This is a genomic window from Nocardia sp. NBC_01327 (genome assembly GCF_035958815.1).
Lineage (GTDB): Bacteria > Actinomycetota > Actinomycetes > Mycobacteriales > Mycobacteriaceae > Nocardia.
In genome coordinates, this window is the sequence record NZ_CP108383.1 from 420042 (window position 1) to 433243 (window position 13202).

Annotated in this window: 13 protein-coding genes; 8 read left to right on the forward strand and 5 right to left on the reverse strand. The window is 67.0% G+C overall.

The genetic code is table 11. The features are described from left to right. Window positions 1-5: 5 nt before the first annotated feature. Window positions 6-827, reverse strand: a complete 822-nt coding sequence (locus OG326_RS01835) for an alpha/beta fold hydrolase (RefSeq protein ID WP_327142893.1) — start codon at window positions 825-827, stop codon at window positions 6-8. A 154-nt stretch (window positions 828-981) separates the two neighbouring features. On the opposite strand from OG326_RS01835, the gene OG326_RS01840 reads away from it, so the two are divergent. Then, a complete protein-coding gene (locus OG326_RS01840; protein WP_327142894.1) occupies window positions 982-1974 on the forward strand; it encodes an acrylyl-CoA reductase family protein in 993 nt (330 codons plus the stop codon). On the opposite strand, the gene OG326_RS01845 is transcribed toward OG326_RS01840, so the two are convergent. Both OG326_RS01845 and lon read right to left on the reverse strand, forming a co-directional pair. Beyond that, window positions 1971-2672 (reverse strand): endonuclease/exonuclease/phosphatase family protein, encoded by a 702-nt coding sequence (locus OG326_RS01845; RefSeq protein WP_327142895.1) that lies wholly within the window; start codon window positions 2670-2672, stop codon window positions 1971-1973. The genes OG326_RS01840 and OG326_RS01845 overlap by 4 nt on opposite strands. A 130-nt stretch (window positions 2673-2802) precedes the next feature. Continuing rightward, window positions 2803-5211 carry an endopeptidase La gene (gene lon / locus OG326_RS01850; RefSeq protein WP_442790993.1) on the reverse strand — a complete coding sequence of 803 codons (2409 nt, stop codon included), beginning with the start codon at window positions 5209-5211 and terminating at the stop codon, window positions 2803-2805. A gap of 230 nt (window positions 5212-5441) precedes the next feature. Here lon and OG326_RS01855 point away from each other — a divergent pair, with 230 nt between their 5' ends. From OG326_RS01855 to OG326_RS01865, 3 genes are all read left to right on the forward strand, one after another. Beyond that, window positions 5442-5909: a MarR family winged helix-turn-helix transcriptional regulator gene (locus OG326_RS01855; protein WP_327142897.1), complete on the forward strand. Its 468-nt coding sequence runs from the start codon at window positions 5442-5444 to the stop codon at window positions 5907-5909. 12 nt (window positions 5910-5921) lie between these two features. After that, complete coding sequence (locus OG326_RS01860) at window positions 5922-7310, forward strand: FAD-dependent oxidoreductase (protein WP_327142898.1); 1389 nt, start codon at window positions 5922-5924, stop codon at window positions 7308-7310. Window positions 7311-7405: 95 nt separating this feature from the next. Further along, window positions 7406-7870: a hypothetical protein gene (locus OG326_RS01865; protein ID WP_327142899.1), complete on the forward strand. Its 465-nt coding sequence runs from the start codon at window positions 7406-7408 to the stop codon at window positions 7868-7870. A 19-nt stretch (window positions 7871-7889) separates the two neighbouring features. Here OG326_RS01865 and OG326_RS01870 read toward each other — a convergent pair whose 3' ends face one another. Continuing rightward, the gene (locus OG326_RS01870; protein WP_327146331.1) at window positions 7890-8360 is read right to left on the reverse strand and encodes a MarR family winged helix-turn-helix transcriptional regulator; all 471 of its coding nucleotides are present in this window, start codon (window positions 8358-8360) and stop codon (window positions 7890-7892) included. A gap of 132 nt (window positions 8361-8492) precedes the next feature. Between OG326_RS01870 and OG326_RS01875 the strand changes: the two genes are divergently transcribed. The 4 genes from OG326_RS01875 (at window position 8493) to OG326_RS01890 (ending at window position 12016) form a co-directional block, all read left to right on the forward strand. Beyond that, complete coding sequence (locus OG326_RS01875; RefSeq protein ID WP_327142900.1) at window positions 8493-9341, forward strand: alpha/beta fold hydrolase; 849 nt, start codon at window positions 8493-8495, stop codon at window positions 9339-9341. Next, the gene (locus OG326_RS01880; protein WP_327142901.1) at window positions 9341-9913 is read left to right on the forward strand and encodes a TetR/AcrR family transcriptional regulator; all 573 of its coding nucleotides are present in this window, start codon (window positions 9341-9343) and stop codon (window positions 9911-9913) included. The genes OG326_RS01875 and OG326_RS01880 overlap by 1 nt, the downstream gene beginning before the upstream one ends. Before the next feature lie 99 nt (window positions 9914-10012). Then, entirely contained in the window at window positions 10013-10873 is an 861-nt protein-coding gene (locus OG326_RS01885; protein ID WP_327142902.1) for an alpha/beta fold hydrolase, read from the forward strand. A 135-nt stretch (window positions 10874-11008) separates the two neighbouring features. Then, entirely contained in the window at window positions 11009-12016 is a 1008-nt protein-coding gene (locus OG326_RS01890; protein WP_327142903.1) for a zinc-binding dehydrogenase, read from the forward strand. A 20-nt stretch (window positions 12017-12036) separates the two neighbouring features. On the opposite strand, the gene OG326_RS01895 is transcribed toward OG326_RS01890, so the two are convergent. After that, the gene (locus OG326_RS01895; protein ID WP_327142904.1) at window positions 12037-13101 is read right to left on the reverse strand and encodes a metallophosphoesterase; all 1065 of its coding nucleotides are present in this window, start codon (window positions 13099-13101) and stop codon (window positions 12037-12039) included. Window positions 13102-13202 lie beyond the last annotated feature (101 nt).

Below are 13202 nucleotides of genomic sequence, written 5' to 3' on the forward strand. Positions count from 1 at the left end.
GCCGATCACTGCTCGATGAACTCGAGGATGTCGGAGTTCACCTGCGCCGCATGCGAAATGTAGAGGCCGTGCCCCGCGGTCGGGTACTCCTTGAGCACCGCATGCGGCGCGAGCTTGATCGCCTGGTAGCTGCTGACCTCGATCGGGATGGACTGATCGACCAGGCCGTGCAGCAGCAGGAACGGGATGGTCAGCCCGGCGACATCCGGGCGGTGATCGGAGGCCAGCAGGTCCCGCTGCACCTGACGGGTGGCGTAGGGGGAGGCCGAGAGGCAGCGCTGGACCTCGAAGTCGATGACGGCCGCGGAGACATTGTTGCCGAGGTGGGTGGCGAAGTAGCCCTGGGCGCGGGCGGCGAACCACTTCGGACGGTCGGCGTCCAGCTCCGCCATCGACGCCTCGAGCAGCTCGGGCGGTACGCCTGCCGGGTTGTCCTCGGTCTGCGTCATAAAGGGAATCGCGGGGGCCAGCAGGGCAATTCGCGATACCCGGCTCTCGCCGTGCCTGGCCAGGTAGCGCACCAGCTCGGCGCCGCCGGCCGAGTGACCGACCAGGGTGACATCGGTCAGGTCCAGGTGCTCGATGAGTGCGGCGATATCGTCGGCGCGGGTGTCGACGTCGTAGCCACCGGAGGGACGATCCGACCGGCCGTGGCCGCGGCGGTCCAGCAGAACGCAGCGGTAGCCGTGCTGGACGAGGAACGGCACCTGGTATTCCCACATATCCGCATTGAGCACCCAGCCGGCGGCGAAGACGATCGGCGCGCCGGTGCCGTAGTCCTCGTAGGCGAGGGTGGTGCCGTCGGTGGTGGTCTGGAAGTAAGGCATATCTGCTGCGCTCCTTGGGCTTTCGCTTACCGCGTGTTGCTTGCTGAGATCAACGATGCCGCGCCGCGGGAACGAAAGCGATTACGCGCGAGGTAAAGTCGCCGATTATTGCGGGAAGATCGCCCTGACCAGCGCCGAAGCCTATGCTCGGACCATGGAGTTCCAGGCGATGGTGGCACACAAGACGGACAGCGGGATCTCACTGCTCCGCGAGACGGTCGGCGACGACTTCCTCGGGCCGGGGGACGTGACGATCAAGGTGCACTTCACGAGTGCCAACTACAAGGACGGACTCGCCATCACCCCCGGTGGCGGCGTGGTGCGCGATTATCCGATCGTCCCGGGCATCGATATCACCGGTGAGGTTTTCGCCTCCGACAACCCCGAATTCGCGGTCGGCGACCTGGTCGTCGCACACGGCTACGAGATCGGCACCGCGCGCAACGGCGGCTTCGCCGAATACGCGCGGGTGCCCGCCGAATGGGTCGTGAAGCTCGACGGTCTCACCCCGCGCGAGGCGGCGACCCTGGGCACCGCCGGATTCACCGCCGCCCTGAGCGTGCAGGCGCTGCTCGACCACGGTCTCACCCCCGGCAGCGGTCCGGTGCTGGTCACCGGGGCGACGGGCGGCGTCGGCAGCGTGGCCGTCGATATTCTGAGCGGGCTCGGCTTCGAGGTCATCGCCTCCACCGGCAAGATCGGTGCGACCGAACTGCTCGATACGCTCGGTGCGAAGTCCGTGGTCGGGCGGCTGCCCGCCGAGGGCGAAAAGCTGCGCCCGCTCGGTAAGGCACAGTGGGCCGCCGCGGTGGACAGTGTCGGCGGATCCTCGCTCGCGCATATTCTCTCGGCCGTGAAATACGGTGGCGCGGTGGCGGTTTCCGGCCTCACCGGCGGCAGCGACCTGCCCACCACGGTACTGCCCTTCATTCTGCGCGGCGTCTCGCTGCTCGGCATCGACTCCGTGCAGCTGCCGATCTCGATCCGTCGGGAATTGTGGGCGCGGCTCGCCAAAGACCTGAAGCCCCAGCACCTTTCGCTGCTGGAAAACTATGCCCCGATCACCGAGGCCGAAGCGGTCCTGCACTCCGTGCTGGAGGGCACCCACTCCGGGCGCACCGTGCTCGGCGTCGCGGGCGAGTTCTAACCGACGATCGCTCGCACGAGATTGTGGTCGGAGGTACCGGCCACATCCTCGACGGCGGCATCGCGGACCGCGATGCCGCGGACCACCACGTGGTCGATGAACTGGGATTTGGCGCCGTCGGTGCGCGGGCGCGTGGGCTCGGAGTCCGGTGCGAGGCCGGCCACGGTGAATGCCGCGCCGAGCGCGGCGCCCACGGTCGCCCGGTCGGCATTGAAATCGCCCAGCAGCACCGCCGGCGCGGTGGCCGCCAGTGCGGCCAGATCGGCGAACTGCCCGTCGCGGCGAAAATCGCCCGTCACATGGGTCGCGACCACGAGCACCCCCTCCACCTCGACCGCGAGCGCACCCTTTCCGGGATCGGTGGCGAAGGACGCGGCGGCGACCTCCTTACCGGGCCCGTCGACGATGAGTACGAGGTATTCGGCGCGCTCCGCGAGCACCGACGCGATGCGGCGCGGGTTCGGTATCCGCGGATAGCGGAGCGTATGAAAGGTGCTGGCGGGCAGGGCCTCCCGGAGGCTCGCCAGCTGATCGCCACTGACTTCCTGCAAGGCGATGACCCTTTCGGATCGCCGGGCCACCACGCCGGTGACAGCGGCAATTCGCTCGGCCTCCACCGGCCACTGCGCGGCGATCTCGTTGGCGTAGTTGTCGGCGTGGACCCTGTGCAGCACATTCCAGGTAGCGACAGTGATCATGAACAGTCAGGTTACCGAGATACAAACGGACCGTGCGAGTTTCGTTTCATGTGAAACACGCACGGTCCGAGCACGGGGGAGCCGTGCGCGGGGGGACTCCACGCACGGCTCCCGGGCCGAGCGCCTGCCGTCAGGCGGTGGCGCTCAGGGGACGGCCATCCAGAGCCGGCTCGAGAACCGGTTCGATGGCGTAGGCCAGGATGTCGGCCACGTCGGCGACGGGACGGACGTCCAGGGCGGCCAGCACCTCGGCGGGGACTTCGTCGAGGTCAGGCTCGTTGCGGGCCGGGATGAAGACGGTCTTCAAACCGGCGCGCTGGGCTGCGAGCAGCTTCTGCTTCACGCCGCCGATGGGCAGGACCCGGCCGTTCAGGGTGACCTCGCCGGTCATGCCGACGTCCGAACGGACCTGTCGGCCCAGGGCCAGGGACACCAGGGCGGTGACCATGGTGACACCCGCAGAGGGACCGTCCTTCGGGACCGCGCCTGCCGGGAAGTGGATGTGGATATTGCGATCCAGCATCTTCGGCTCGATGCCGATCTCCTCCAGGTGGGAGCGGACGTAGGTCAGGGCGATCTGCGCGGACTCCTTCATGACGTCACCCAGTTGACCGGTCAGGGTGAGCGAGCGCTCGCCCTCGGCGGCATTGGCCTCGATGTAGAGGACATCGCCACCGGAGCCGGTCACGGCCAAACCCGTTGCCACACCGGGGACCGCGGTGCGTTCCACCCCGTCGGGGGTGAAGCGCGGACGGCCCAGGTACTCCTTCAGGTCATCGAGTCCGATCACCAGCGGCGCGGGGCCACCGTCGTAACCGAGCTCGGAACCGTAGCCCAGATCCGCTGTGAGCCCGTCGTTCTCGCCGAGCGACTTCGCATCGGGCACGAAATCTCCTGCGATGACGATGCTTTCGGGGCCATTGAGATCCGCCGACTCCGACAGCCTGGTCGCCGCCTTGCGCAGCGCCTTGGCGATCAGCCGCTCCATCTGCCGCACACCGGCTTCCCGGGTGTAGTTGGCGGCGACCTCACGCAGCGCCTCGTTCGTGATCACGACCTCCTCGCCGGTCAGAGCATTGCGCTCCAGCTGACGCGGGATCAGGAAGTCACGGGCGATGGCGACCTTGTCGTCCTCGGTGTAACCGTCGACGGTGATGATCTCCATGCGGTCCAGCAGCGGGCCGGGAATGGTGTCCATGACATTCGCGGTCGCGATGAACAGCACATCGGACAGGTCCAGATCCAGATCCAGGTAGTGATCGCGGAAGGTGTGGTTCTGCGCGGGGTCCAGGACCTCGAGCAGCGCCGCCGCCGGATCACCGCGGAAATCGGAGCCGACCTTGTCGATCTCGTCCAGCAGGACAACGGGATTCATCGAACCCGCCTCCTTCATGGCCCGTACGATGCGACCCGGCAGCGCGCCGACGTAGGTGCGCCGGTGACCGCGGATCTCCGCCTCGTCGCGCACGCCGCCCAGGGCGACGCGAACGAACTTGCGGCCCAGGGCCCGTGCCACGGACTCGCCCAGCGAGGTCTTACCCACACCGGGCGGGCCGACCAGCACCAGCACCGCGCCGGAACCGCGACCGCCCACGACCTCCAGGCCGCGTGCGGCCCGGCGGGCGCGCACCGCGAGGTACTCGACCATGCGGTCCTTGACCTCGTCCAGGCCGTGGTGATCGGCGTCCAGCACCGCGCGGGCAGCCGAGACATCGGTGCTGTCAGCGGTTTTCACGCTGAACGGCAGCTCCAGGACGGTGTCCAGCCAGGTGCGGATCCAGCCCGATTCGGGGCTCTGATCACTGGAACGCTCCAGGCGATCCACCTCGCGCAGCGCGGCCTCACGGATATTGTCCGGCAGGTCGGCGGTCTCCACGCGGGTGCGGTAGTCGTCCGCGCCGTCGGGCTCACCCTCGCCCAGCTCCTTGCGAATCGCATTGAGCTGCTGGCGAAGCAGGAATTCGCGCTGGCTCTTCTCGACGCCCTCGCGCACTTCCTCGCTGATCTTCTCGCTGACCTCGGTCTCCGCGATGTGCTGCTTGGTCCAGCCGATCAGCTTGGTCAAACGGGTTGCGGTATCGAGGGTTTCGAGCAGTTCGCGCTTGTCCTCATTGGTCAGGTAGGTCGCCCAGCCGGCCGCATCGGCAATGGCCGACGGATCGTTCAGCTGATTGACGGCGTCGATGACCTGCCACGCCTCACGGCGCTGCAGTACGGCCACGACGAGCTTCTTGTATTCGGCGGCAAGCTCCCTGGTGCGGCCGTCGGCCTCGGGGAGCTCGACCGGCTCGGCCTCGACCCAGAGCGCCGCGCCCGGGCCGGTCACGCCGTGCCCGATCTTCGCGCGCCCCTCGGCCTTCAGCACCGCGGCGGGTGCGCCGCCACGCATGCGGCCGACCTGTTCGATGGTGGCGACCACACCGTAGGTGGCGTAGCCCTCGTCCAGGCGCGGCGCGACCAGCACCTGGTTGACCTTGCCCGCCCGCGCGGCGTCGATGGCGGCCTGCGCGGACTCGTCGAGCTCGATCGGGACGACCATGCCGGGCAGCACGATCGGATCGGTCAGGAACAGGACCGGCAGGTTCTGTGAGGTAGTAGTCACGTCTTCGACCCTTCCAACATTGAGCGTCTCCTGCTCAACTCAGGTTGAGCGTGACCTTGTCAACCTCACTACCCCTCGACTAATTCCGCACGCTCGTTCACCCCCAGCGAACGGCCGTTGTATCTTGATTGTCAAGATAAATTCGTCCGAACAGGGAGCTCATCCGAATGTCCAGCGACATCGAGGCCCGGCTGGGAGCGGCCGTGCAGGCATATCAGGCATCGGTCGACGACTTCGACCGCGAGCTCGCTCGCCTGATGGGAGTGAACGAGACGGACCTGCGCTGCCTGGAAATCCTGATCAATGGGGAGGACGCGGCGCCGAGCACGCTCGCCGTCCAGCTCGGACTGACCAGCGGAAGTGTCACCACCATGCTGGATCGGCTGGAGAAGCTCGACTACCTCAGCCGGCATCCGCACCCCACCGACCGGCGCAAGACCCTGGTCCGGATCACTCCGCGCGCGCTCGAACGCGCCCTCGGGCTGATGGCGCCCTTCCTCGACGACTCCCGCCACATCGTGGCGAAGTACACCCCCGAGCAGCTCGAACTGATCATCGGGTTCCTCGACGCCAGCCGGACCACTCAGGACGAGCACGTCCAGCGGTTACGGGCCATGCCCCCTCAGAAAGCTTGACAATCAAGTGACTTGAAGTTCAAGATATATCTATCGGCGGTCGAGATTCCCGCGATATTCGAGAGCTTCAGGTTTCAGGAGGTCGTCACCATGCACGTCATCATCATCGGAGCCGGTACCGGCGGTATGTGCCTGGCGCACGGCCTGCGTCAGGCGAACGTTTCCGTCGCGGTCTACGAGCGCTACGGATCCCGCAGGGACGGGCTGTACGGCTATCGCGTCGGCCTGGACGCCACCGGCGGGCGGGCGCTCGAGCAGTGCCTGCCGCCGAAGCTGTACGAAACCTTCGTCGCCACCTGCGCTCGGGCGCCGCGCTACTTCAATGTGCTGACCGAGAAGATGCGGACCACGGCCAGCATCGCGCTCGGCGAGGCCGGCGACGGTGAGCGTTCGGTCTCCCGCTCCACGCTGCGCCAGGTGCTGTTCACCGGTATGGACGATGTCGTGACGTACGGGAAGGTGTACACGCACTACACCCAGAACCCCAATGGCACAGTCACCGCGCACTTTTCGGACGGGACCAGCGCCGAGGGCGATGTGCTCGTCTCGGCGGAGGGCACCCGTTCGGCCGTCCGGCAGCAGTACCTGCCGCATGCGGAGATCAAGGACTCCGGCATTACCGCGCTGGCCACCAAAACCGCACTGACACCGGAGATTCGGGCGATGCTCTCGACCGAATTCGAACAGGGCATCAACCTCATCTTCGGCAGGGGCGGCATGATGGGCATGCTGCACGTGATGCAGTTCCCCTGGGACGAGCACGGGCGGCCCCGGGACGGCGAGGATGCGGACCTGCTCAATGTCTGGGATGGCCTGCAGTACGACAACACTCGCGACTATGTGAATCTCTCGGTGTGGAGCGCGCACGACCACTTCCCCGAGGGCGTCACCGAGCTGCGCGGTCAGGAACTCGTGCGGGCGGTGCTTGCCGCGACCACAGGCTGGGATCCCAAGCTGCGCCGCATGATCGAACTGTCCGATCCGGCTTCCGCTTTCCCACTGCGGATTTCGACCTCGGTGCCGATCGAGGCCTGGCAGCCGACCAATATCACGCTGCTCGGCGATGCCATTCACACCATGACCCCGGGGCAGGGTGTCGGCGCGAACACCGCGCTGCGCGATGCCGCACTGCTGTGCCGCAGGCTGATCGCGGTGGAGCGCGGTGAGCAGGAGCTGATCGCCGCGATCGGCGAATACGAGGCCGAGATCGTGCCCTACGGCTTCGCCCGGGTCGCCGATTCGCTCGACAACAACGGCACGAGCGCCGATGATCCGCTGTACCGCCCGGTCATGGGCCGGTTGGCGCTCTTCGCCGCGCGCCGCTACTTCAGCCTGACCGCCAAGATCCCCGCCCTGCGCCGGAAATTCCTGGCAGACCTGCGGGATTACCGCGACGCGTGAACGGTGGCGGGCGCCTCCGGAATATTGTTTCCATGGACATAGTTTCTATGTACAGTAAATAGCGGACGCACTTTCGTCACACCCAGGAGTCAGCCATGACCACTGCACCCACACTCACCGGTCAGGACATCGCCGAGGCCGAAGGGGCGGTCACCGCCCTGCTCGAGGCGACGCTCGCCGCGAACGGATTCACCACCACCAGTAAGGAATACGCCGTCCTGCGCGCACTGGCGACGCGCGGGCCGGTCGCCGAACCGGCCGAGTTCCACGCCTATCTGGCCGGGCAGCGGCAGCTCGGCATCGATGCGGCGGGCGCGGGCGCACTGCTCGGCGGCATGCAGGCCAAGGGGTTTGTCGACGGTTCCGCCGTCGACGGCCCGGGACCGGTGCAGCTCACCGCCGCGGGGGCCGCCGAGCTGAAGACCCTGATGCAGACCGTCGGGCCGCTGACCCGGCCCATCTTCGGCGGGTCCGATCCGGAGGAGCTGGCCACCGCCCACCGGGTGCTGACCTCTGTCATCGAGCGGGCGAAGAAGCTCCGCGAGGGACAGGCGCTGTGAAAACGCCTTAGCCACACAACTATTCGACACCCTCGGGCGCATCGAGGAGTTCCCGCAGCATGGCGGCGAGCTCCGCGGTGCGCCCGCTGTTGTTGCCGCCCAGGGGAGCAGTCAATCGATCCCGCAGGTCGTAGACGAGTTCTATTGTGCACTGGGCGGTTTCGACACCCGAATCGGTCAGGGACAGTTCGACCGCGCGCGGGTCAGCGGTGCTGGCGGTGCGCGTGACCAGCCCGAGCCGTTCCAGGGCGCGCACCAGTTTCGAGATGTAGACGGCGTCGAGACCGGTGAGATCGGCCAGTCGCCGCTGACTCGGGCGGGTGCCGTCCCTGGTCAAGCCGTACAGCGGGGCCAGCACCGAGTACTGGGCCTGGGTGAGTCCGTAGGGCGCGAGGGCACGGTCGAGGGTGGCGCGCCATCGGGTCGACAGCCGCCAGACCAGATAGCCGACGTTCGCGCCCACTTCATCATTGGTATCCGCGTTCTCCATGCCCGCCACGCCGGACAGTTTATATGGCAACTATATGGCCCGGATCAGTCGAAAATTGGGGGGTTGACGACGTTGGCTAAAGCGATTAGCTTTATGGCTATCGCAGTTAGCTTTGAACGAGGAGAGAACGACATGACCGAGTACATCGATATCGACGGCGGCCGGATCGCTTACGACTCGATCGGCGAAGGACCGCTGGTGGTGCTCTCGCACGGCATGGGCGACAGCCGCAAGGCCTACCGGTTCCTGGCGCCGCAGATCGCGGCCGCCGGCTACCGGGTGATCAATACGGATATGCGCGGACACGGCGAATCCAGCATGGGCTGGCCGTCGGTCACCGGCAAGGAGGCCATCAGCCGCACCGATGTGGCCAATGACCTGCTCGCCGTCATCAAGGGGCTGAATGCCGGGCCCGCCGTCATCGTGGGTCACTCGCTGTCCGGCGGGTCCGCCACCATCGCCGCCGCGCAGGGGCCGGACCTCGTCCGGGCCATTGTCGAGATCAACCCGTTCACCCTGGAGCAGAAGGTGAACATCGGTGCGCTGCTGACCAATTCGCACCACCGCCGCGGCATGATCCCGCTGATGGGCACCATGATCTTCAAGAGCGTCGGCCAGTGGCTGAAGTACCTGAACGTGGCCTACCCGACCAAGCCCGCCGACTACGACCAGTACATGGCCGACCTCGCCGCCAAGCTGCGCGAGCCGGGCCGGATGGCCGAATTCATGAAGACCGGTCAGTCGACCCCGGCCGATGCGCAGGCCCAGCTGCCGAACGTGACCCAGCCGGCGCTGATCATCATGGGCACCGCCGATCCGGACTTCCCGAGCCCCGAGGCCGAGGGCAAGGCCATCATCGCCGCACTGCCCGCCGGGCTGGGCAGCCTGGGCCTGGTCGAGAACGGCGGCCACTACCCTCATGCACAGCTGGCTGATCAGACCGCAGCCCTGATCCTGCCGTTCCTGAAGGAGCATGCGTAGTGCCTAGAGTCGGGCTCAGCAAGACCGATGTCGTCGCGGCGGGCGCCGCGCTCGCCGACGACGTGGGTTTCGCGAACCTGGCGCTGAGTCCCCTCGCACAGCGGCTCGGCGTCCGGACGCCGTCGCTCTACAAGCACATCGACGGACTGGCGGATCTGCAGCACGGGATCGCCACGCTCGCCATGGGCGAACTCGATCAATGCGTTCGCGACGCCATGCACGGGCGCTCCGGCAGTGCGGCGCTCGCGGCCTTCTCGAACGCCTTCCGGCACTACGTGGTGGAGCATCCCGGGCGCTACGCGGCCACCGTCGGCGCGACCTCCACCGGGCCCGATGACCCACTGCTGCAATCGAGTACACGCGTCATCGAATCCATTCAGGTGGTGCTGCGCGGCTACGGCATCCCCGAATCCGAGATGGTGCACGCGGTGCGCACCCTGCGCAGCATCTTCCACGGATTCGCCAGCCTGCAGGCGGCCAACGGATTCCAATGGAGCCCCGATGCCGAGGACAGCTTCGACTGGATGATCCGCTTCCTCGACCGCGGCTTCAGCGACGCCGGCAGCGGCTGAGCGGCCGCGGCACGAGGTAGATTCGCCGAAGAGCACAGGTGTCAGCGGTTTTCGGCGGACCATGAGTACATCACCGGCAGTGTGGCCACGGGGAGCATCATGGAAAACTTCGAGTTCGACGGTATTCGCATCGCCTACCTACAGCAGGGCGACGAAGGACCAGCGGTGGTGTTCCTGCACAATGCGGGGTCCTCACATCTGATCTGGACACCGCAGATCACCGCTCTCGCAGGGCGATACCGGGTGTATGCGCTCGATCTGCCCGGCTACGGGAGCTCCGATCAACCGGCCGACGGATTCACCCTGGAGCGGTACACCGAACTGGTGCGGCAATTCCTGCTCGCGCATGAGCTCACCGATGTCGGCCTGGTCGGCAACTGCCTGGGTTCGGCCATCAGCCTCACCCTGGCGCGGCGCAATCCGGGACTGGTCCGTGCGGTCGTCGCGATCAACCCGCTGACCGAATCCACCGCCATGCACGGCGATCTGGGCGCACTGGCGCGCATCACCCGCGGCCTCCCCGCGCTCGGCGCCCGCGTACTCGGCGGCTGGCATACCCCGAAGTGGTTCGCCCGCAGCACCATTCGCTCCTGGTTCTCGAGCGGCCGCAGCTATCGCGAATGCCCCTACGTCGCGCCGCTCTCCGACGGCTTCCCGGCCCGCGCCCTGGTCGGCCTGGTCCGCGACCTGTCCGCCTTCACCGCGCTGGACCAGTGGCCCGATCGCGATCAGCTCCCCCCGATCTGCACGATCTGGGGCACCGAGAACCGCATCCTCTCGTCCGCCGCCGGCCGCACCCTCAATGCCCAGCTCCGCCCCGACCGCGCCGAATGGCTGGACCGCTCCGGCCACGTCCCCATGCTCGAGCGCGCCCCCGAGGTAACCGCCATAGTCACCGACTTCTTCGCAGAAGCCTTCGCTCCCGCCAGACCGACCGCGCAGGACTCAGCTCGAAGCTGAGCGCATCCATCTGGCAATTCGCCCCGTTGTTCGGGTGCGTGGCCAGGCCGGGGCGGGATATCGGATGGGTTGGGAGGGGTGGCGGCCTAGCATGGCGGCGGAGTGGAATGCCCGATCCGATTGCCATAGGAGTCGATGAACATGTTGGCGGCGCGACTACATCTGGGACCTGACCGCAGGCTGGAATTGGATGAGGTGCCGGTACCGGAACCCGGGGCCGATCATGTGCTGGTGAAGGTGGAGGCCGCCGGGGTTTGCCTGTCGGATGTGCATCTCATCGATGGGACTTTGTCGCCGCTGTTCTTGAAGGGCGATGTGGTCACGCTGGGGCATGAGGTCGCGGGGACCGTGCATCAGCTGGGGCCGGGGGTCACGGGCGCGAAGGTCGGGGATCGAGTGCTGTTGCAGGCGGGGGAGTTGCGCAATGGCGCTACCTTCACGCGCGGAGTGGATTACGACGGCGGGTGGGCGGAATACACGCTGGCCCGGGTCGACACGCTGGTGCCGATTCCGGATGAATTGCCGTTCGAGCAGGCGTGCTTCATTCCGGATGCGGTGTCCACGCCGTGGGCCGCCATCACCGCTACCGCCGAGGTGAAAGCCGGTGAGGCGGTGGGTGTCTGGGGTGTCGGCGGGCTGGGTGCGCACGGGGTGCAGTTGCTGCGCCTGGTGGGTGCGGCGCCGATCATCGCGATCGATCCCTTGCCGGCCGCGCGGGAACGCGCGCTCGAATTCGGTGCGGATTTCGCCTTCGATCCGGCCGATCCGGAACTGCGGGCGAAGGTGTGGGCGGCCTCGGGGACCGGGCTCGCCGCCGCGTTCGACTTCGCCGGGGTGGCCGCGGTGCGCGAGCAGGCCGCGATCTGCCTGGCGCCCAAGGGGCGGCTGGTGCTGGTCGGGCTGACCGATAAGCCGATCACCATCGCGCACGGGACGGCGTTCAGTTTCTTTCAGCAGCAATTGCGCGGGCACTACGGGTCGGCGCCGGAGCACGTCACCGAACTGGTGAAACTCCAGGGGCTGCAGCGGGTCGACTTCGCCCGGTCGGTCAGCGCGGTGGTGCCGCTGGCCGATGCCGCCAAGGCCGTGCACGCGCTGGATGCCAAGGAGGGCAATCCGATTCGCATCGTGCTGAAGCCCTGAGGATGGGTGGATCCCGGGGTTCAGGCCAGTCGGCGCTGAAAAGCGTTGGTGGGCTGGGCGGTTGACGGGTCGACGGTGTAGACCGTGAGGTCTGCCGAGGACTGGGTCAGGTCCAAGACCATGAAGCCGAGGTCGGTGAAGTTCTCGTACAGCGACGGGGTGATCCGGGCCGGATCGGTGGCGTGCGCGCCGGAATTGGTTTTGGCCGCTGCGCCGGAACCGATCTGGCGGGTGCCCTTGGTGGCGCCGGTGGGTTCCAGCACCTGCAGGCAGTGGTCGTGCCCGGAGAGCAGGAACTGGGCACGACCCAGCACGTGCGCCTCGAAGAAGTCCTTCACATGCGTTCCGTCAATGGGGCTGATGCTCAATCCCTCGTACTGACCGGCATTTCCGTGACTGCCATTGCTCAGATACGGATGATGCGTGCAGACGATCTTCCACTTGGCGGTGGACTCGTCCAGCGCGCGATCGAGCCAGGCGGCCTGCTCGGTCATGAACTGACCGTCCGCGGCCCAGTACGGCGCGAAGAGCGGAGGCAGGTAGGCCGCAATGGGATTCAGGTCCAGCACGAAGAACTCGACGAGCGCACCGATGGGCACCGTGTAGTAGCGCGACGGCATGAACCAGCGCGGGGAACGCGCGTGATAGGCGACCTCGTGATCACCGCGCAGCAGCCAGCCACCGTCGCCGGGCAGGATCGAACTGTTGTCGTGATTGCCCTGCACCATGATCCAGGGGAAGTCGAGATCGTGGTTGGGGTCCTCGAATTTCGCGCTGAACTGGGCGTCGTCATCGGACCACGGGCCCTGTTCGTAGACATTGTCGCCGAGACCGAGCGCGAAGGAGAACGGCTGCTCGCCGTGCAGGGCGCGGGCGGCATCGGCGACGGCCCACTGCGGCCGGGCGCCGGTGCCCGCATCACCGGTGACGAGAATCCGCAGTGCGGCGGTGTCGGGGAAGGGCAGTTTGGTGATGATCGGCGCGGGCGCGGGTTCGGCCCAGCCCGGCCCGGCGGTCGCGGCTACTGTTGCGATGCCGGCGGCGGTTGCGGCACCGGTCAGAAAGCCGCGGCGGTCCACGGTCATCCAGCTCTCCTCAGCTCAGTTTCTGGTCGACTGACCAGTATTCCCGGTCTCCGAAAAGTCCGCACAATATGACACGTTCGCCAAGGCCATCGACCTTTTGA